This window comes from Siminovitchia sp. FSL W7-1587 (assembly GCF_037963795.1).
GTDB lineage: Bacteria > Bacillota > Bacilli > Bacillales > Bacillaceae_C > Siminovitchia > Siminovitchia thermophila.
This window is the reverse complement of the sequence record NZ_CP150169.1, coordinates 2,586,412-2,606,235: the sequence shown is the minus strand read 5'-3', so window position 1 is coordinate 2,606,235 and position 19,824 is coordinate 2,586,412. Positions and strand designations below refer to the sequence as shown.

Here is a 19,824-nt window from a genome sequence, read left to right as displayed (position 1 = left end):
TTTTGTCCAGCTTCAGCGCTCAGCGACTAGCTGACTTCGAGCCTCCTCCTACGATAAGTCAACATCGGCTCCTTCGTCGCCGTGTTTCCTTTATCTCGTCTGAGGCTCTCCAGTCCGTACGTCGCTGGTCGAGCGCTTCCGCTTTTCTTCTTAAATCGTTTTTGCGAAGGCGCCGATTGCATCATCGACAATGGCAATGATCTTTTCCACTTCGTCTTTTTGTACGATGAGCGGCGGTGCAATCGCCACGATGTTCATGCCAGGCGTGAAATCAAATGGTCTGATTAACAGTTCACGTTTATAGGACTCTTCCACAACAGTCGCGGCAGCTTTGATCGATCCGGCAAACGGTTTTCCCGCTTCTGGATCTTCCATCAAATCGAATCCGGCAAGAAGACCTCTAGATCTCGTGTTTCCGACAAATGCATATTTGTCTTCCAAATAGTCGAGCCCTTTTTTCAACTCATCTCCCATGACTCTTGCGTTTTCAATCAGGCCGTCCCGTTCGAGAATTTCGATGTTTTTCAACCCGACAGCACATGCTGTAGGATGTCCGCTGTACGTAAATCCATGCGCGAGCATTCCGTCGAATGTGTTGAATGCGTCTCTGATTTCTTCTGTCATGAGCACTCCACCAAGTTGCGCATATCCGCTTGTCATCCCTTTTGCGATCGACATGAAGTCAGGAACGACGTCCCAATGGTCCACACCGAACATTTTTCCTGTTCTTCCGAATCCGCAGATGACTTCGTCAGCAATCATATGAATATTGAATTCGTCACAAAGCTTGCGAACAGCTTGTAAATAACCTTCAGGCGGCACGTGGACTCCTCCGGCACCTTGAATCGGCTCTACGATGACAGCCGCAATTTTATCAGCGCCCTCTTTTTCAATGATGCTTCTGATGGAACCTTCATATTCAGGATGACTCTTATCTCCGAGCTCACATTCAGTCAAATGCGGCTTCGCGTTTACAATATTAGGGTCCTTTGATCCGGAAAATTCACGGTAAGCCTCGATGCCAGTCGCTCTTTGCGTCGCAACCGTAACACCGTGATAGCCTCTTTTCAAAGAAATAATGATTTTCTTGTCTTTTTTGCCTTTTAAATCCCAGTAAAATCGTGACAATTTAAATGCAGTATCATTGGACTCAGAGCCGCCGGAAGTATAGAAAATCGTATTTAAGTCGCCGGGCGAAACTTCGGCAATCTTTTCGGCCAAGCGCACGGACGCTTCATTCGAATAACCGTAGAAAGTGGTAGTGTAGGCGGCTTTTATCATTTGTTCATATGATGCTTCGGCCAATTCCTTCACACCATGGCCCAGGTTCACGTTCCACAGCATGGAAACCCCGTCAATGTATGTTTTGCCTCGCATGTCTTTTAAGTAGATGCCCTCGCCACTTGTAAAAATCAATTTCGGACCGGTTTCTGACTGCAACTTTGGATTGGTGGACGGATGAAGAATGTGCTTTTTGTCAAGTGATGACAACTCATTAAATAATGTTTCAGTTTGTTGGCTCATGTAAAATCTCTCCTTATTTTAAATTTTCTTTATTTCTTAGTGCCTGCCAGCTTCTGAACAACATATAAAAGGACATTTGCCCCTTTTTCAATATCATCATCCAATGTCAGCTCCTGCTCATTATGGCTGATTCCGTCAACACTGGGGACAAAAATCATGCCTGTATCCGCCACTTCTGCCATATATTTCGCATCGTGGCCCGGGCCGCTGAACAGTTCCATGGATGAATAACCTAATTCAGTTACCGCCTCTTTGACGGCATCTTTGACAACCGGCGCAAATAAGGTCGTCTCTGAATTCCAATCGGTTGTAATCGTTAACTCCACTTTACTTATTAACGCAATGGCACTGAGTTGCTCTTTTAATCTTTCGAAAGCATGGGACCTCAATTCGTTGTCCTCATGGCGAATATCAATCGTAAAAACTACCTCGCCGGGAATAACATTCGTGACGTTAGGGGTCACATCCATTTTTCCGACGGTTGTTTTTAAGCCTTTGATGTCATTTGCAATCTCGTTCACCTTTACAATCATTTTCGAAGCAGCCACAAGTGCGTCCTGCCTGTTTTCCATCGGAGTCGGACCCGCATGGTTCGTCTTTCCCGCTACCTTCACCGTGTACCAGTCATTGCCCTGTATTCCCTGCACAACACCAATTGTTTTTTCTTGTTCATGTAAAATTGGGCCCTGTTCAATATGCAGTTCAATAAAATTTTTGATGTTTTTTAACCGATTCTCGGAATCTCCCATATAACCAATATCTTTTAAAGCCTGTTCAAACGAAATTCCTTCATCGTCTTTAATGTGGTAAATAAAGTCTTTTGTAAAATTCCCGGTAATTCCGCCGGAACCAAGCATCGGAGGCGCAAAACGCGCTCCTTCTTCATTCGTAAAATTAATAATTTCAACAGGATATTCCGTTTCGATATCGTTTTCATTTAGAACACGAATCACTTCCAAGGCGGTTAAAACACCTAAGATGCCATCATATTTTCCGCCGCAAGGCTGTGTGTCCAAGTGGGATCCGATGGCAACGGATGGACCGTTATCCTTTTTTCCTTTTCTTCTTCCATATATGTTTCCAAAATCGTCTATTCTTACTGCAAGACCTTCCGCTTTTAACCAGTCAACAAAAATGTCGCGCATGTTCTTATCAGCTTCCGACAGTGCCAAACGGTGCAAACCGCCATGTGCGGATGAGCCGATGGAAGAGCTTATTTTTATTGTTTCAAGCAAACGCTCTCTGTTCACTTTCAATAATGTCTTTTCCATACGCATCCTCCTCACTTACATTTATCAATGCAAAAAGCGTGCCAAAAGGAATCCCTTTAAAAATAAATCCTTTTTTTAAGAAAGCCAGTCATATATAATAGATTTGCACCGATAGTGAATAAAAACGATGCGTAAGCGAATCAATTTTCGATGAATTCAGGAGGCGCTTTTATGAAAAAGTACTTTTTTAATGATCGACATTTTCATCGCGTATTCAATCACTTAAAAGATGGTATATTTATAGCTGACAAAAATGGCGTGGCACTATGGTGCAATGATACAAGTACAAGACAAATGGGCGCGCCCCGTTCAAAAATCATAGGCAGACATGTCAATGACTTGGAAAACAACGGTTTTTTCACTCCCTCCGTAACGAAAATCGTATTGGAACAAAAAGAAGCTGTGACAAAAGTCCAAACTTCCAAAGACCGGCAGTTTTTGGCGACTGGTTATCTTGTAAAAATTACAGAAGACGATGCCGAGTACATTCTCGTTCAAGTAAAAGATATTACCGAAACGGTGAAGAACTCGTTAAAGCTGGAAAAAGCGGAAGCCCTAATGCGAAAGTATTGGGAAGAGCTTCAGGAGATGAAGAAAAATCAGCATCGGGACAAAACGAGCCAACTCATCATCGGAAACAGCAAGAGCAACGAGGAATTGCTGGATTTGGTGCATAGGGTGGCCACTGTGGACGCAACCATTTTATTAACGGGTGAATCCGGTGTGGGCAAAAGCTTGATTGCCGGTGAAATCCATAAACATAGCACGCGAAAAGATAAAAATTTTGTCCAAATCAACTGTGGAGCCATTCCGGAAAACCTTTTGGAATCAGAACTTTTCGGCTATAAAAAAGGGGCTTTTACCGGAGCAAGCCATAGCGGAAAAAAAGGGCTTGTTGAAAAAGCGGATGGCGGGACATTGTTTTTGGATGAAATTGCAGAACTCCCCTTGTCCCTGCAGCCGAAGTTACTTCAATTGGTTCAAGATAAATCGTTTATCCCCGTCGGCGGCACGGAGCTAAAAAAAGTCGATATCCGGATCATCGCAGCCACCAACCAGGACCTGCCAAAAATGGTTAAGGAAAAGCGATTCCGTGAAGATTTGTATTACCGGTTGAATGTCATTTCCATCCAAATACCGGCGCTTCGGGAACGAAAAGAGGACATCCCGCCATTGGTTTATCATTACTTAAAACGATTTAATGATACATATATGAAAACATCATCCTTGGACAAAGGGGTGCTTGAATACCTTCAAAATTATAGCTGGCCCGGAAATATCCGCGAGCTGGAAAATATGATTGAGCGTTTAATTGTAACGGCAAAAGGTGACACGATCACGGTATCCGACCTGCCGGATAAAATTTTATATGAAGAGTTCATGGACCATTCGATCCGAAAATTAAATAATCAAAGCCTTCCAGATTATTTGGAAAAAATCGAGAAAAGACTAATTGAAGAAGCGAAAATGAAATATCCTTCCACGAGAAAGGCGGCTCAGTCTTTGGGATTGACGCAATCCTCCTACTTAAGACGGTTAAAAAAATATGGATTGTAACTGTCCGGATAACGTAGAGCAGACGGCGCCATTGGGAAGGTACGTTGCGGTAAGATGTTTCAAGAACATGGCTCCCCAGGCGGCCTTGCACGCTGCTCCTCAAAAGCAACCTTTTTCCTCATGACATAAAACTCCATGAAGCAAGAGGTTATTCAAAAAGCTGAGAAGCGACCTTGCCGGAACCGCATAGGCAAGATCGCGCTTAGCAAAACAGTGATAATTTCCCGAGTGGCATAAAAGTTGCATGATAATATCAGTGAACATAAATGGAGGGGATAGTAATGGCACGTACGATAAACAGTACACCCAGAACAGATGGATTTAGAATGCCTGGCGAGTTTGAGGAACATGAAAGAACATGGATGCTTTGGCCAGTCAGAACAGATACTTGGAGAGCTGGAGCCAAGCCAGCACAACGAGCTTTTGCAGAGGTGGCGAAAGCGATTTCACAATTCGAACCGGTTACGGTGTGTGTTAGAGCGGAACAGTTCGAAAATGCCCGCGCTCTTTTGGACGAGCAAATACGGGTCGTCGAAATATCATCTAATGATGCTTGGATGCGTGATATAGGACCCACTTTTGTCAAAAATGACAAAGGTGAAGTGCGAGGCGTGGATTGGGGATTCAATGCCTGGGGAGGTTTGGAAGAAGGACTGTACTTCCCCTGGGATCAAGATCAACTTGTAAAAAGGAAAGTATTAGAAATTGAACAAATTGATCGCTATGACGCAAAAGACTTCATACTAGAAGGCGGCGCCATCCATGTAGACGGGGAAGGTACGCTCATTACAACAGAGCAATGCGTTTTAAACCCGAACCGGAATCCACGTATGTCAAAAGAAGAAGTCGAGGAAAAACTCAAAGAGTATTTAAATATTGAAAAAATCATTTGGATCAAAGAAGGTCTTGTTGGTGACGAAACCGACGGACACGTAGATGAAGTACTATTTTATGTGCGGCCCGGAGAAGTTGCCATCAGTTGGACCGATGATCCTGCACACCCGCAATATGAAGTACTTCAAAAAACCTATAAACAACTTGAGGAGGAAGTGGACGCCAAAGGGCGAAAACTGAAAATCTATAAAATTCCGCTGCCGCGGCAAATTACCATTACAAAAGCAGAAAGCAATGAAATTGATTTCGCCGCCGATGCTTATGACCGCTCAGCCGATACAACATTTATTGCAACTTACATTAATTGCTATTTATGCAATGGCGGGGTGGTATTGCCGGCGTTTGATGATCCGAAAGATGAAGAGGCGGTAAATATTTTTAAACAGATGTACCCGGATCGAAAGGTCGTTACAGTGAATACACGTGAAGTCTCTCTTGGCGGAGGCAATATTCACTGCATTACCCAGCAGCAACCCAAAGCGTAAAGCTGAGCGAAACACATAAGACACGATACGATAGCCCTCAAGCAACAGGGGCAAGTAAGTGGCGGGGAGGCTGCTTATTCATTTGCGACCTTAGCCGATGGCTCCCTGAGCTGGGACTTTAAAAAGAGAGAACGGGAAAACACATTGATATGCTCCCCTGTAAGTAGACAGGTAAAAAAATAAAACCTGAATACTTAAAGGGGGCAGTTCACATCCCTTCTCTCTTTTCGTTTTCTCGGCCCTGGCTAGCAAAGCTTCCCTAACGCCCCTTCAAAAGCCTCCAATGTCCTACTGATTTCTTTTTCTCCATGTGCGGCCGATATGCTATAGCGATTCAAAGGCTTTGTATAAATCCCTTCGGCTAAAAGCAAGAAATCAAGCTCTCTTCTCAAGGCAAAGTCCGCTTTTTGAAGGTCGCGATAGTTGGATATGCTCTCTTGTTCCGTAATAATAATATTAAAGATGGAACCCAGCCCCAATACCTGCATCCCAACGCCTCGTTCAGAAAACAATTTTGCAATACCCGCTTTCAATTTGGCCGCCATATCTTGAATATGCCAGATTTCCCTTTCCAACACTTGGATCGTGGCTAATCCCGCGGCCAATATGGCCGGATGCCCGTTATAAGTGCCGCTGTGAAATAATACATCTTTGGCGCTGGAATGCCGGCTTTTGCTAACGTCAAACACATCTGCGGACGCCGTTGGTGCGCTTAATTCCATAATATCTCTTCTTCCTCCGGTTATCCCGATCGGATATCCACCGCCAACCGCTTTTCCGAGCGTTGTTAAGTCAGGGGTAATTTGGTAGTAGGCTTGCGCTCCCCCGAGCCCCATTCTGAAGCAGGTTTTCACTTCATCAAATATAAGAAGTATGCCCATCTCTTCTGTCATTTTTTTCAATCCGTCCATGAAGCTTTGGGTAGCTGGGATAAACCCTCCTTGAACAGGTTCAATGATCACTGCCGCGAGATCGTGTTGATTTTTTTTCAAAATGTCATAAGTCGCATCCAAATCATTAAATGGCAATATGATCGTATGCTTTTCATGGTACGGGTCGACTCCTTTTGATTCGGCTACCGGATGTGGGTGCCTTTCCGACCCGGCCTCATGTACAGGAGGATTGACACTAACGAGTACTTGGTCATAACCGCCATGGTAATGTCCTTCAAATTTGGCGATTTTATTTTTTCCGGTATAAGCATATGCTAAACGGATTGCGAGCAAAGTAGCTTCTGTCCCCGAATTCGTATATCTTAGCCGTTCCATGCTCGGATAAAGCTGTTTTACTTTTTCTCCCATTTCCATTTCAAGCCGGTGGGGTGCTCCAAACAGATAAGTACCCGATTCTTCCAATTGTACATGCACAGCTTCGATAATGTCCGGATGGCCATGCCCTAAAATCAACGCCCCGTAAGACAACAAATAGTCAATATATTCGTTCCCATCAATATCATACAAGTAACTGCCCCGGCCTTTTTCCATTGCGATCGGATACGGTGAAAAGAATTTAATATTAGCCGTCGCCCCGCCTGGCATCACATCCAGCGTCTTTTTGTAAAGCTCCAAGGACCGGGGGGTTTTTTCCATGAACCGCCTTAACCCTATACTTTTTCTTTCACTGATTGCCATTCATAGCACCTCATCAAAGAAATTATTTTTTCACTTTTTATATGTTATGAAATATATATTTCATTATACACTTAAAAAGCCTATTTGGAATCATTTATTTCAAAATGTAAACAAAATAAAATATTTATTGCAAAAATGCCCGTATTCCATTAATGTATACTGTAAGCCACACTGCCCTTTCACTTTAGAAGGGAACGATACAAATGAAAACACAAAACATTTACCGTCATATGGCAAACAAGCTGCCGGAAATGAGCAAAGCGTTTAAAAAAATTGCCCATTATATTTTGGAGAACACGACAGTAGTTCCATTTTTGAATGTCGCGGCACTTGCCAAAAAAGCAGATGTCAGCGAAGCAACGGTTGTTCGATTCGCCTCATTCTTGGGTTATTCCGGTTATTCGGAGATGCAAACTCATATGCAAAATTCCATTCAAAAGCAGCTTACGACAACTGAAAGACTGAAAATGACAGCAGATGTTTACAATGATCAAGAGCAATGGTTTTATAATATTTTTCGCGACGATATCGAAAATATTAAATCAACCATTGAACAAGTAGATATTGGAAAATTTCATCAGGCGGTTCATATACTTGAAGAAGCGCAAAACATTTATATTGCCGCCAATCGAAGTGCTGCGGCCCTGGGGATATTTCTTCAATATTATTTGCATATTATTTTGGGTAAGTCCGAAATCGTTAGGTCTGTAGAAAACCTTTCGGAACAATTGTACAACTTGGGGGAAAAAGACGTCGTTATCGGGATCAGCTTTCCGCGCTATACGAACAGCACCATCCAAACACTCGCTTTTGCCAGGGAAAAAGGATCAAAAACGATTTGTATTACGGACAGCCTGCTCTCCCCGCTCATCCAACACGCGGACATCCCCTTAACTGCGTCAAGTCAAATGCCGTCCTTCATCGACTCCTTTACGGCGCCGCTTAGCTTGATAAACGCCCTCATTATTAGCGTTGGAAAAGAACGAATGGATGAAGCCAGATCCCGTCTTGATCAAATGGAGGCTACATGGGATCGCTTTAATGTCTTTTACCTAAGAGGAGATCAATCGTAAAATGAACTGCCCCCATTGACAGTGGAGGCAGTTCATTTTTTTAATTTCAAGTATTTTCCGTATTTCACCAAATAAAAAGTCATAAAACTTTTATCGAGAAAAAGCATCGTGGGTTTGAATTAAACTTGGAATATTCTTCTTATATCACTTGCTCGTGCGCTTAAGCGCCCAAGTCCTTTTGAAGCAATTGTTCGATTTCCTCTGTGATTTCCATTTCTTTCATAAGTTCTACTATTTTGTTTAAATAAGGATACATCACATGATCGTCCTCAATAAAAGGAACATGTCTCCGGCAAATCGTATATAGCCGATTTGTTCCTTTGCCCAGTTTTTCAGAACCTCGATAATCGGCGGCACGCGCACCACAAAACAGTTCAATGGCGATGACCCGATAGCTGTTGTTCACGATGCTTGCCGCTTTTCTTGCGGCAATCGTCCCCATACTGACATGATCCTCCTGATTGGCCGAACTCGGTATGGAGTCGACACTTGCCGGATGGGCAAGTGACTTATTTTCTGATACGATCGACGCGGCAGTATATTGAACAATCATCAATCCTGAATTCATACCGCCCCGCTTTGTTAAAAAGCCGGGCAAATCTCCATTTAATTGGGGGTTCACAAGCCTTTCCACTCTGCGCTCGGAGATATTGGCCAATTCCGCCACCGCGATCGCCAGATAGTCCATAATGAGGGCCATCGGCTGCCCATGAAAATTCCCGCCCGATATGACTTTATCTTTATCCGCGAAAATAAGCGGATTATCTGTAACTGAATTCATTTCAATTAATAGTTTTTCATGTATATGCTGCAAAGCGTCCCTTGACGCACCGTGGACTTGAGGAACGCACCGAATCGAATAAGCATCCTGTACCCTCAACTCCCCCTGGTTTGTGATCAACTGGCTTCCCGCCGTCAATCTTAACATGTTCCTGGCCACTTCCTGTTGCCCTAAATGAGGGCGAATTTCATGAGTTTCCGGTTCAAATGCTTGCTTGACTCCGCGAAGAACATCAGCCGTCAAAGCGGCAGTACAATCCGCCCAATTGGCAAGCTGGATCGCATCCCAACAAGCAAGCGCCGCAATCGCCGTCATGACTTGTGTTCCATTAATTAACGCCAATCCTTCTTTTGCTTCAAGTGAGACTGGAGATATTCCCGCTCTGGCAAGCGCTTCCAATCCACTCAATTGTTCACCCCGATACTTGGCTTCACCTTCTCCCATTAACACTAAAGCCAAATGCGCCAGTGGTGCAAGATCCCCGCTTGCTCCGAGCGAACCCTGTTCTGGTATGACAGGTGTCACCCCTTTATTAAGCATTTCAACCATTGTTTCCAAGACCGCCAGGCGAATACCGGAATGTCCATGTAAAAGGGCGTTGACTCTCAGTAAAATAACGGCCCTGACGACATCGTCAGGAAGCGGTTCACCGAGACCGCATGCATGACTGCGAATCAGGTTTAATTGCAATTCTTTTCCCATCTCGCTTGGGATGTAAGTGTCACTGAATTTTCCAAAACCGGTTGTAAGCCCGTATACTACCCTTTTTTCCTCCAAAAGACTTTCAACATATCGTCGGCTGTGATGAATTTTTTCTCTGGAGTCGCGGTTTATCCCCACTTGGTAATGGCAACGCGCAATCTGAACCACTTCCTTGAGTGTTAATAGCGAGCCGCCTAATACGATTTGATTGTTTTTAGCCACGTGACCACCTCATTTCTGTCCATAAATTACTGTAATCGCTTTCAACAATGTGTTACATCTCATTTTAACATGGAAGATGATTTCGTCCATACATTTCTCCAGCACTGTGAAAAAATGCAAAAGAATAAAGGAAGCCAGAAAGCGAGCATCAAGGCAAACCCATTCATGTAAAAAATGAGCATCAAACATAACGATTTTTTATTGGAAGAGTCCATCATGATCAATGGTCTTTCTTATTCGAAAATACAGGTACAAAGAATTGCGCAAAAGCAAAACGATTGCTTTTAAATGCTGCCGGCTCGCAATTACATATTGAAAAAAGGTATTCCGATTTTACAATCACCCTACTGCGAATTCTGAATGTCCCTGCTTCGTAGGAACTAATATGTCACATTCTTTCTATAATTAGTTGTTCTCTTATCGATAGATCATTTCTTTCTATCTCTAAAAAATATTTCCCCAAAATTCACTGACTGCCAAGAAAACAGCGTATTTCCCGCCGGATAATTTACCAACATGGGCTGGTTTTGTCACATTAAAATCTTTATGTATTACTACGCAAACATCGTAACGACATTCCTCTTTAGGACGAATCATCTCTTTGAGTATCTTGCGGTCTGCCTGAAATTGTGGAATGATTTTCCCACTTTTTTTATTTTGCTTTTCACCATACTTCCCAACATTTCGGAAATAAGCAATCCTTGATTCAGGTAATTCTTCAATCGTTATTTTCAGTCTTTCTTAGATAAGGTAATTCGATTTAAAATGTCTTTCAAGTTTTTTTAAAAAAAATTGATGATCAGACGGTTTCAGTCATCTACTATTCCAATAAATAATCCGATTTATAATAGAAAACAAAAAAAATGGCATAGCAGCCAAGGCTTATGCCATTTCTTTTTCCTTTATTTGTTGAAGCATTGTTCCTTGATTTTTATATTGGATATGCCAAGAAAAGGCTTTTTCAAGAACATGCGGTGTTTGGCCTCCCCGCTCCAACGCTTCGCTATAATACGTCCATAACTGATCACGGTATAGGGGGTGGGCACAATTTTCAATGATTAAGGGTGCTCTTTCTCTTGGTGCCAACCCTCTTAAATCCGCATATCCTTGTTCGGTCACCACAACGTCCACATCATGTTCCGTATGGTCCACATGAGAAACAAATGGGACAATACTGGAAATATCGCCGCCTTTGGCTAATGATTTCGTTACGAAAATAGCCAGCCGGGCATTGCGGGCAAAATCGCCGGAGCCGCCAATTCCATTCATCATATTTGTACCGGAAACATGTGTCGAGTTCACATTGCCGTATATATCAAACTCCAAAGCCGCATTAATAGAAATCAAGCCAAGCCTGCGGATGATTTCCGGATGATTTGACAACTCTTGAGGACGCATAATCAGCTTATCCCGATATTTTTCAAACTGGCCAAAAACGTGGTTCATTTTCTTTTCCGATAATGTTATGGAACAACAAGAAGCAAATCGCACTTTACCCGCGTCAATTAAATCAAATACAGCATCTTGAAGAACTTCAGAGTATATTTCCAAGTCTTTAAATTCAGAATCAAGCATCCCGTGAAGTACCGCGTTGGCTACCGACCCGATGCCCGATTGTAATGGGGCAAGGTGTTCGGCCAACCTGCCTGCTTTTACTTCCTTCCGTAAAAAACCAATCAAGTGTTTTGCCATCATTTGCGTTTCATCATCCGGGTCCACGATCGTGGATGGAGAATCCAATTGCTCTGTAAATACGATTCCTTTTATTTTTTCAACATCAACCGGAATCCCGGTTGTCCCGATCCGATCCTCCACCTTTTTCAATGGGATCGGTGAACGCTCACCTTGCTTTTCGGGATCATATAAGTCATGCAACCCTTCCAATAGTGACGGCTGCGCCATGTTGATTTCAATGATGATCGATTTGGCCTGCTTCGCAAAAGACAAGGAATTCCCTACGGATGTCGAGGGGATCACCATTCCGTCTTCTGTAATCGAAATCGCTTCCAATATAGCCACGTCAATGGGTTCTATCGTATTTGCCCTGACATATTCAGCCGTATGAGAAAGATGGTGATCAACAAATAACAGCTCTCCTGCATTGATCTTTTTCCGCATCACTGCATCTGCTTGAAAAGGCAAACGTTTACGTATGATACCAGCTTCGGCAAACATTTTATCAACATCAGACCCGAGAGAGGCTCCAGTGAACACGTTTACCTTCAACGGTTCTTTTTTAGCCCGCTCCACCAACGCAAAAGGAACCGCTTTCACATCACCTGCTCGAGTAAAACCGCTTAATCCCAATGTCATCCCATCCTTGATCCAGGAAGCCGCTTCTTCAGCCGAACAAATACGGTCCCATAAGCGTGAATCTCTGATGCGATCCTTCATTTTACCCAATGATATCCCTCTTTCTCTGCATATAGTTAAAAATTATTTTATCCTATGCATGAAGCTTTTGGAGAAATCAGGCCTATAACAAGAAAAACACCGATTAAGCGACAAAATATAATGGCTGAGGCAGAAGAATTTTTTTCAAAAGCCGAGCATCTTCCGGAAATAACTGGCATACGATTGGCTGACAGGAATTCTTGTTTGATTGTCCATTTCCAAAATAAATGTTGAGTGGGTGTCTGGATATATTTCCTGTATATAGCGAACATTCACGATAAATGATCGGTGGCAGCGAATAAACATGTCTCTTGGCAATAAATACTCAAACTCTTGCAGCGGATCCTTATGGGTTCCCGAAAAGCCATCTGCGAAAACATGTGTCTTTCGATCTTTTACTTCCAGATACTTTACGTTTTCAAAGGGGACGGGAATCCAGCCATCATTTGATTTAATCGTTACAACCGATTTACCTTCTGTATAAGCAGGGTAAATGGCCGTCACGCAACCTTCCAGCTTCCCCCCATATTCGAACGGCACAGCCATGCCGTGATAGGGCACTCCGTACACTTCACGGTGAATAAACTCTGACACTTTTTGATTCGTAGTCAGCGCTTTATACGCGATTGTTCCTTCCTTCACAGGGTCCCCCGGCTTGATTTTTAAATCAACCCGCTTGCTCGGACGATAATATATGTATTCTTTTGTATTCGATACAGCAATTGAAATTTCATCCGAAAATAACTCACCAATCACATTGAGCAATGAGACAACCGAAAGCTTTTCCATTAAACCACCCTTTTTAGCTCGTTCACTTCTTACAATATCATAGCAAGTTTTTCCCTTTGAAGGAAAAATGGAGGTTTGAACCAAAGTGCCAATCAGATAGATGTCCTAGAGTAAGTGAAAAATATAGACGTCATTTTACAAGATATTTCACCAGTTGGACAGGATTGCCCAGGAAAAAGAGACCGGTGATTTTCAGAAGAAAAATGATCCTTCCACAATTTAAGCAGAAGGATCATTTTTATTTATTCGTAACCATTTCGAAAATGTTGTAAAAATGTTTGCAGCCGTTCCGTCTCCGGATTTTCCAGCACTTCTTCCGGCGGCCCTTGCTCAACAATGTTCCCCTGGTCGATAAACACGACGCGATCGGATATTTCACGGGCAAAATCCATTTCGTGTGTAACGAGAATCATCGTCATATTGCTCGTTTTCGCAATGTCTTTGATCGTCTTTAACACTTCTCCGACCAGTTCCGGGTCCAGAGCAGAGGTCACTTCATCAAAGAGCATTACCTTTGGCTCCATGACAAGTGCCCGGGCAATGGCCACACGCTGTTGCTGGCCTCCCGATAACTGCGCCGGATATTTATCGACATGGTCTTTCAATCCGACTTTCTCCAGCATCTCAAGCGCCCGCTCCACCGCTTCCTGCTTCGGCACGCCAAGCACATGGATCGGCGCCTCGATAACGTTCCTTAATATCGTCATATGCGGGAAGAGGTTGTACTGTTGAAAGACCATTCCGATTTTCCCGCGCACTTTCCGCAAATGTTTCTCATCCGCGGGTACTAATCTTCCTTTGACTTCCTTGTGCCAAAGCGGCTCTCCGTCCACTTCAATCACTCCGGATGTCGGTTCCTCCAATGTCATGAGCATTCGGATAATCGTCGTTTTACCCGAGCCGCTCGGACCGATAATCGTGATCTTTTCCCCCGGCTTGATATCAAGGTCAATTCCTTTTAACACTTCCGTTTCCCCGAACGATTTGCGGATATCCTGATAAGAAACCATCGGACGTTGTGGCGGATGATCTTGGATGGCTCCCGGGGCCGGATCATCCCCAACGGCTTTTTTCAATACGGTCATTTACAGGCTCACTCCTTTCGTGGCATGGTGTTTGCCGCCTGCCCTTTTCAGCTTTTTCTCCACATGCTGCACGAGCAGGGACGACGGGTAACTCAAGAGCAGGAACAACAGTCCCACAATCGTGATCGGTTCCAAGTAACGCCATGTTTCAGACCCGATGATTTTGGCCGTCTGCAACATCTCCACCACCAAAATGGCGGATAGTAGCGGCGTCTCTTTAAACAACACGATGAGATAATTCCCAAGCATCGGGATAACGGGCGGAATCGCTTGCGGCAAAATCACTTTCACCCATGTCTGAGTCCGGGAAAAGTTCAGTGCCGTGCTTGCTTCCCACTGGCTTTTGGGCACCGCCTCTATCCCGGAGCGGTAAATTTCCGATATATACGTGCTGTAATGGATGCCAAGTCCCAAGGCACCCGTGAGAAACGGGCTCATGGCAAAACCGATGTACGGAATTTCCGGCAAGGCATAAAAGAGGAAAAACAGTTGGACGAGTGGCGGCGTACTGCGGACAAACTCGATAAATCCGACCGCCAGCCACTTCACCGGCTTGATCTTCGTCCGGCGAAGCAGCGTCAGAACAAGCCCGAGCACAAGCGCAATGAGATAAGCGACAACTGTCGCGCCAAGCGTAATCCACATCGCCTTGAGGATTCTCGGAAAAATATCAATCGCAAAACCCCAATCCCATGTCATCCGGCCACCACTCCCTTCGCCGCGCGTTTTTCAAGCCAACGCGCGCCAAATATAAGCGGCAGGGCGATGACAAAATAGAGCAGGAGAAGAAGCGTAAAGATTTCCACCTGATCCCCCGTATAATTATCTTTCAGCATCCTGCCTTGGAACGTCAGGTCGGCCAGAGTCACAAGCGAGACAAGTGACGTTCCTTTCAGGAGTTCAATCGAAATATTTCCAAACCCCGGCAGCATGATTTTAAACGCCTGCGGCAAAATGACGAGCCGCATTCGCTGCCAACGAGTCATATTCAGAGCAATACCGGCTTCCGTCTGTCCGCCGGGTATGGCCAAAATCGCTCCCCGGACAATCTCCGATGCATAAGCCCCATAGTTTAGGCTAAGGGCGATCACCCCTGCTGTAAACGGAGACAGTTCCACTCCAAAGGCCGGGAGGGCGAAGAAGAAAAAGAACATTTGCACAAGCAGGGAAGTGCCGCGAAACAGCTCGACCATCACTCCCGTCAAAAACCGGACGATCCAAAAGCGCGACACCCTGCCCAAACCGAAAAGAAAGGCAAGGAAAAAAGCTAACACGGCCGATAAAAACAGCACCTGAATGGTGACTTTCGCTCCCTGCAACAATTCTGGAAGAAACATTGTAACATTATCTATGATAGACATCCCCTTTTCATTCTTAGGTGCGCCTTCATTTGTTGCGGGATATTATTTAGCACACCGGTCTGCGGTTGTGACCTCGTCCGGCAAATTATCTTCGCCAAAACCAAACTCTTGATAAATCTCCAAAATCTTTCCTGAATCGAATAACTTCTTTAATTCGGCGTTGTATGCCTCCCTCAGTTCCTTGTCTTCCTTGCGGAAAACAGCCGCGCCGTAGCTCATGACGCTCTCTCCGTCAATGACCGGCTGCGTGAAAGGCTTGGCTTCTTCGATTTTGGATTCATCAGCTGAAGCGACCGCTTCACGCAACGTCGCCTCCGTCATGACTGTCGCATCGACACGTCCGGATGAAACAGCGGCAATATTCGACGAAATGCTGTCGGCCGTTTCAATTTGGCTTTCATCCACACCAAGCGATTTCAGGAAATTAAACTGATTCGCTCCCGCCATAATGGACACTTTCACATCCGGATTCGCGGCAATATCTTCATAGCTGTGCAAATTTTTCGGATTGCCTTTTTGAACAGCCATCCCTTCCCCGTATCGGATTTCAACATCACCAAACGCCGCTTCCGAGCAACGTTCCGGACGGATATCCATTCCGGCGGTAACGACATCAAATCGGCCCGCCTTCAAAGCCGGAATCAAGGAACCGAACTCCGTTACCTCTCCTTCCACTACTTCTACACCCATCTCTTTAAAAACGGCTTTTGTTATTTCAGGCGCGACACCTGTGACTTTGTCCCCGTCCATATAGCCGTACGGCTTTTCATTGGCTACGCCAAGTTTGACCTTTCCTTCTTTCTTGATTTGTTCAAGAGTGTTTTGTCCGTCTTTTCCTTTCCCTCCGCTTTTAGACGAACTGTTGGAACCGCATGCACTGAGAAAAACGAGAAGGCATACAGCCAACAGAAGAGCATACTTTCTCATAATAGTGATATCCCCCTGTTTTTTTATTTCGAATTTTCCAAAATAAGAAAATGTAATCCGCCTGTATCGATCAAATTACTTGGTTTAGTCATATGAAACTCACACAAACCGGAGAAAACCGATGGAAAACTCTATGTAATATAGTCTACGTGAACCCAGAATACGGTTCAAACTTCATTTTCCATGTTAATACCCCATTAAATGCTCTCTCGCTACATTAAGATAACAAGAGTGGAAGGATACTCAGCATTATTGGCATATCCTCCTCTTTCCTGCCACATAGAGGCTCATATAAATAAGAAGTTTGGAAAGGATACCAAAATGGGAGGTGCAAGGACATGAGTAAAAACATGGAAAAAAAGCAGAAGAGAAAATCAAACGAGCCAGAACCGCAAAGTGGCTCGCATAAAGTCAAAAACCAGAACCATTCAAGACAAAATAAAAACCCGGGACACGGGATGTAAAAAACCCGTGCTTTGTTCATCACTTTAGAATGGTACCGGAAGATTGAATGCCCATCACAATACAGTGTCAAATAGACAATCATCGGACTGGCACAGCCACCTCTCCAAAGAACGTGGCTGTTCTTTTTTTATGATGCTCCTCCCTTTTCCATTCTATATTGCCAGCTAAAAAAGTCTTGTCAAGCAAGTATGACGTCATACCCGAAGAAAGCGCCTCCCTTTCATCTTTCTTCCCGATCCGGTCATCATTCTATCAGGCCCTTACTTTTTTGTCTTTTTGTTTGCGGCGGCCTTTTCCAAACGCCTGAAGCGTCTTAAATCTTCTTTCCGCACCGGAAGCGGTTCTTTTCGAACCAGTTTAACAGTGGACACCATCAACAAAAGCAATATGGCCGTAAAAGGCAACGCCGATATGAGCGAAGCTGTTTGCAATGCCTCCAGTCCGCCTGCATATAAAAGAACAGCCGCTATGGCGGAAACGAGTACGCCCCACACAACTTTTGCCAACAGCGGGGGATGCAAGCTCCCATAGGTCGTCATGCTCGCCAAAATATAAGTTGCCGAATCGGCAGATGTCACGAGAAAAGTAAGAATTAACAGAATAGATGCGAATGAAATCAATCCGGTAAACGGAAGGTGTTCAAACGTGGCAAAAAGAGCGGTCGTGAGATCTAAATCAACAGCACGGGCTATGCCTGTCCCCTTTTTTAAATCCAGCCATAAGGCGGTCCCTCCAAAAGCCGCGATCCATAAACAGGCGATTGCCGGCGGAATGACCATTACCCCAAAAATAAATTCGCGGATGGTTCTCCCTCTCGATACCCGTGCTACGAACGCCCCCACGAAAGGCGACCAAGCTATTGCCCAAGCCCAGTAAAAAATAGTCCAATCCCGCACCCAATTCCCTCCGACATAAGGTTGCAACCTTAAACTATATTGAATGAAGTTTGTAATATAATCACCGATTGCAAGCGTAAATGTTTCCAAAATAAAAACGGAAGGGCCCGCGATAAATACAAAAACCAATATGCCAAGCGCCATACCCAAGTTGACATTGCCCAAAAAACGGATTCCTTTTTCCAAACCCGTTGTGGAGGAAATCATATAAAAAATAAAAACCATCACAATTATTCCCAACTGCACGCCGACCGAATGCCCCGCTCCAAACAAAGCATTCAATCCGCCATTCATTTGAAGGACGCCGAGTCCGACAGAAGTAGCGATTCCCATTACGGTTGAAATAACCGCCAAAGCATCAATCGTTCCTTTTACAACGGGTTTACCGCCCGTTACCGGTTCAAGCGCAGTAGAGACAAGTCCATCCCTTTTCTTGCGGAACTGAAGAAAACCGATCACGAGACCGACAATGGCAAAGACCGCCCATTGGCTGATTCCCCAATGGAAAAACGAGTAACCCATTGCGACTCTAGCAGCATTATCCGATTCCGGCTCCAATCCGCCAAAAGGCGGTGAAAAAAAATGGCTCATCGGTTCAGCAATCCCCCAAAACACAAGCCCTACCCCAAAACCGGCAGAAAAAAGCATGCCGATCCATGTGAAAAAGGGAAATTCCGGCCTTTCATCTTCTCCTCCCAGCCGAATCAATCCATATTTACTGATAGCCAACCCAATCAAAAAAACAATGACTAAAAAAACGGCTAATAAATAAAACCATCCAAAATTCTTTGATGTAAAGTTAAACAACTTACCCGATACAATTCCAAATTGCTTTGGCATCAGCGCTCCCAATAATACGAGTATGGATACTATAAAAGCTGACACCGTAAATACTGGATTCTTCCAAGCTTTTCTATCCATCAGATCCTCCTGGTCTACTTATAGTGCTGTTACATTCTTTTTAAAAACGGCCCCATATCATATCTATCACTTTTATTTACCTAATTATTTTTTTGTAAACATGAAACAGACAATTCATCTTCTTCAGTCAAGCTCTCAATAGGACCATTCGGGAGGGATTTAAAGAAAACATACTAAAATGTATAGCAGTTTCATGCTCATACTGAATAAATCGTTCTCATCACGGCTGAGCCGTTTTGATTTTCATGATGACTCTCGATATGATGGTATACAACTTTATCAAAGGGGGTGACCAAACAATCGGCAAGGTAAAAGAAAAGCCAATAGCAAAGGGAAGGATCACCGAAACAATATATTTTCGGGAACCAACCGCAGATGACGGAAGCCATATGTTTGATCTTGTCGTAAAATCAAAAGTCCTTGATGTCAATTCATCTTACAGCTACCTCATGTGGGGAAAGTACTTTCATAAAACATCTATCATTGCAGAAACAGATGGCCGGATCGTTGGATTCATTTCCGCATTTCTCCAACCCGAATCCCCTGACACACTTTTTATTTGGCAAGTCGCCGTCGATCAGACTCAAAGAGGCAAAGGGTTAGCCACTGCGTTGATCATGAAGCTCCTTAACAGACTTGAAGGACAAAATGTCCGCTTCATCGAAGCAACGGTAACCCCGACAAATATCGCTTCTAACCGTTTATTCAAAGGATTGGCGAAAAAACTGGGAACCGACTATAAAACATTTGAATGTTTTGGGGAAGACCAATTTCCCGATCCTTCACATGAAGCCGAGATTGCTTATCGGATTGGACCACTTAAATAAAAAATTGGAGGTATATGCA

At 44.1% G+C, this 19,824-nt stretch carries 16 protein-coding genes and 1 pseudogene; 5 read left to right on the top strand and 12 right to left on the bottom strand.

Annotated features, from left to right (window positions below; all coding sequences use genetic code 11):
* Nucleotides 1-150: 150 nt before the first annotated feature.
* Nucleotides 151-1,524, bottom strand: a complete 1,374-nt coding sequence (locus NST31_RS12255; RefSeq protein WP_077109478.1) for an aspartate aminotransferase family protein — start codon at nucleotides 1,522-1,524, stop codon at nucleotides 151-153.
* 29 nt (nucleotides 1,525-1,553) lie between these two features.
* Nucleotides 1,554-2,795, bottom strand: a complete 1,242-nt coding sequence (locus NST31_RS12250) for a Zn-dependent hydrolase (RefSeq protein ID WP_077109477.1) — start codon at nucleotides 2,793-2,795, stop codon at nucleotides 1,554-1,556.
* A gap of 171 nt (nucleotides 2,796-2,966) precedes the next feature.
* Here NST31_RS12250 and NST31_RS12245 point away from each other — a divergent pair, with 171 nt between their 5' ends.
* Together NST31_RS12245 and aguA are read left to right on the top strand one after the other, a co-directional pair.
* On the top strand, nucleotides 2,967-4,352 hold the full coding sequence (locus NST31_RS12245) for a sigma 54-interacting transcriptional regulator (RefSeq protein ID WP_205179502.1): 1,386 nt from the start codon (nucleotides 2,967-2,969) through the stop codon (nucleotides 4,350-4,352).
* Nucleotides 4,353-4,633: 281 nt separating this feature from the next.
* Nucleotides 4,634-5,731, top strand: a complete 1,098-nt coding sequence (gene aguA / locus NST31_RS12240) for an agmatine deiminase (protein ID WP_077109475.1) — start codon at nucleotides 4,634-4,636, stop codon at nucleotides 5,729-5,731.
* A gap of 245 nt (nucleotides 5,732-5,976) precedes the next feature.
* Here aguA and NST31_RS12235 read toward each other — a convergent pair whose 3' ends face one another.
* The gene (locus tag NST31_RS12235; RefSeq protein WP_077109474.1) at nucleotides 5,977-7,362 is read right to left on the bottom strand and encodes an aspartate aminotransferase family protein; all 1,386 of its coding nucleotides are present in this window, start codon (nucleotides 7,360-7,362) and stop codon (nucleotides 5,977-5,979) included.
* A 203-nt stretch (nucleotides 7,363-7,565) separates the two neighbouring features.
* Here NST31_RS12235 and NST31_RS12230 point away from each other — a divergent pair, with 203 nt between their 5' ends.
* Complete coding sequence (locus tag NST31_RS12230) at nucleotides 7,566-8,435, top strand: MurR/RpiR family transcriptional regulator (protein ID WP_077109473.1); 870 nt, start codon at nucleotides 7,566-7,568, stop codon at nucleotides 8,433-8,435.
* Nucleotides 8,436-8,595: 160 nt separating this feature from the next.
* Here the strand turns inward: NST31_RS12230 and hutH are convergent, their stop codons facing one another.
* The 8 genes and pseudogenes from hutH to ehuB all read right to left on the bottom strand — a co-directional run bounded on the left by hutH (nucleotide 8,596) and on the right by ehuB (nucleotide 16,696).
* Nucleotides 8,596-10,140, bottom strand: a complete 1,545-nt coding sequence (hutH, locus tag NST31_RS12225) for a histidine ammonia-lyase (RefSeq protein ID WP_205179498.1) — start codon at nucleotides 10,138-10,140, stop codon at nucleotides 8,596-8,598.
* 388 nt (nucleotides 10,141-10,528) lie between these two features.
* Nucleotides 10,529-10,875, bottom strand: a pseudogene (locus NST31_RS12220) (GyrI-like domain-containing protein).
* Between the two features lie 147 nt (nucleotides 10,876-11,022).
* The gene (locus NST31_RS12215) at nucleotides 11,023-12,534 is read right to left on the bottom strand and encodes an acetyl-CoA hydrolase/transferase family protein (RefSeq protein WP_205179530.1); all 1,512 of its coding nucleotides are present in this window, start codon (nucleotides 12,532-12,534) and stop codon (nucleotides 11,023-11,025) included.
* Between the two features lie 144 nt (nucleotides 12,535-12,678).
* The gene (locus NST31_RS12210; RefSeq protein ID WP_205179497.1) at nucleotides 12,679-13,323 is read right to left on the bottom strand and encodes a LytTR family DNA-binding domain-containing protein; all 645 of its coding nucleotides are present in this window, start codon (nucleotides 13,321-13,323) and stop codon (nucleotides 12,679-12,681) included.
* Between the two features lie 242 nt (nucleotides 13,324-13,565).
* Nucleotides 13,566-14,408 carry an ectoine/hydroxyectoine ABC transporter ATP-binding protein EhuA gene (gene ehuA / locus NST31_RS12205; RefSeq protein ID WP_077109470.1) on the bottom strand — a complete coding sequence of 281 codons (843 nt, stop codon included), beginning with the start codon at nucleotides 14,406-14,408 and terminating at the stop codon, nucleotides 13,566-13,568.
* Nucleotides 14,409-15,107 (bottom strand): ectoine/hydroxyectoine ABC transporter permease subunit EhuD, encoded by a 699-nt coding sequence (gene ehuD, locus NST31_RS12200; RefSeq protein WP_077109469.1) that lies wholly within the window; start codon nucleotides 15,105-15,107, stop codon nucleotides 14,409-14,411.
* On the bottom strand, nucleotides 15,104-15,769 hold the full coding sequence (gene ehuC, locus NST31_RS12195) for an ectoine/hydroxyectoine ABC transporter permease subunit EhuC (protein WP_205179496.1): 666 nt from the start codon (nucleotides 15,767-15,769) through the stop codon (nucleotides 15,104-15,106). Before ehuC ends, ehuD begins: the two co-directional genes overlap by 4 nt.
* Nucleotides 15,770-15,811: 42 nt before the next feature.
* A complete protein-coding gene (gene ehuB / locus NST31_RS12190) occupies nucleotides 15,812-16,696 on the bottom strand; it encodes an ectoine/hydroxyectoine ABC transporter substrate-binding protein EhuB (protein WP_077109467.1) in 885 nt (294 codons plus the stop codon).
* 338 nt (nucleotides 16,697-17,034) lie between these two features.
* On the opposite strand from ehuB, the gene NST31_RS12185 reads away from it, so the two are divergent.
* Nucleotides 17,035-17,160, top strand: coding sequence for a small acid-soluble spore protein P (locus tag NST31_RS12185; protein WP_205179495.1), 126 nt, complete (start codon nucleotides 17,035-17,037; stop codon nucleotides 17,158-17,160).
* A 261-nt stretch (nucleotides 17,161-17,421) separates the two neighbouring features.
* On the opposite strand, the gene NST31_RS12180 is transcribed toward NST31_RS12185, so the two are convergent.
* Entirely contained in the window at nucleotides 17,422-18,978 is a 1,557-nt protein-coding gene (locus NST31_RS12180) for a BCCT family transporter (protein ID WP_205179494.1), read from the bottom strand.
* Between the two features lie 260 nt (nucleotides 18,979-19,238).
* Here NST31_RS12180 and ectA point away from each other — a divergent pair, with 260 nt between their 5' ends.
* Nucleotides 19,239-19,805, top strand: coding sequence for a diaminobutyrate acetyltransferase (ectA, locus tag NST31_RS12175; protein ID WP_236017086.1), 567 nt, complete (start codon nucleotides 19,239-19,241; stop codon nucleotides 19,803-19,805).
* Nucleotides 19,806-19,824 lie beyond the last annotated feature (19 nt).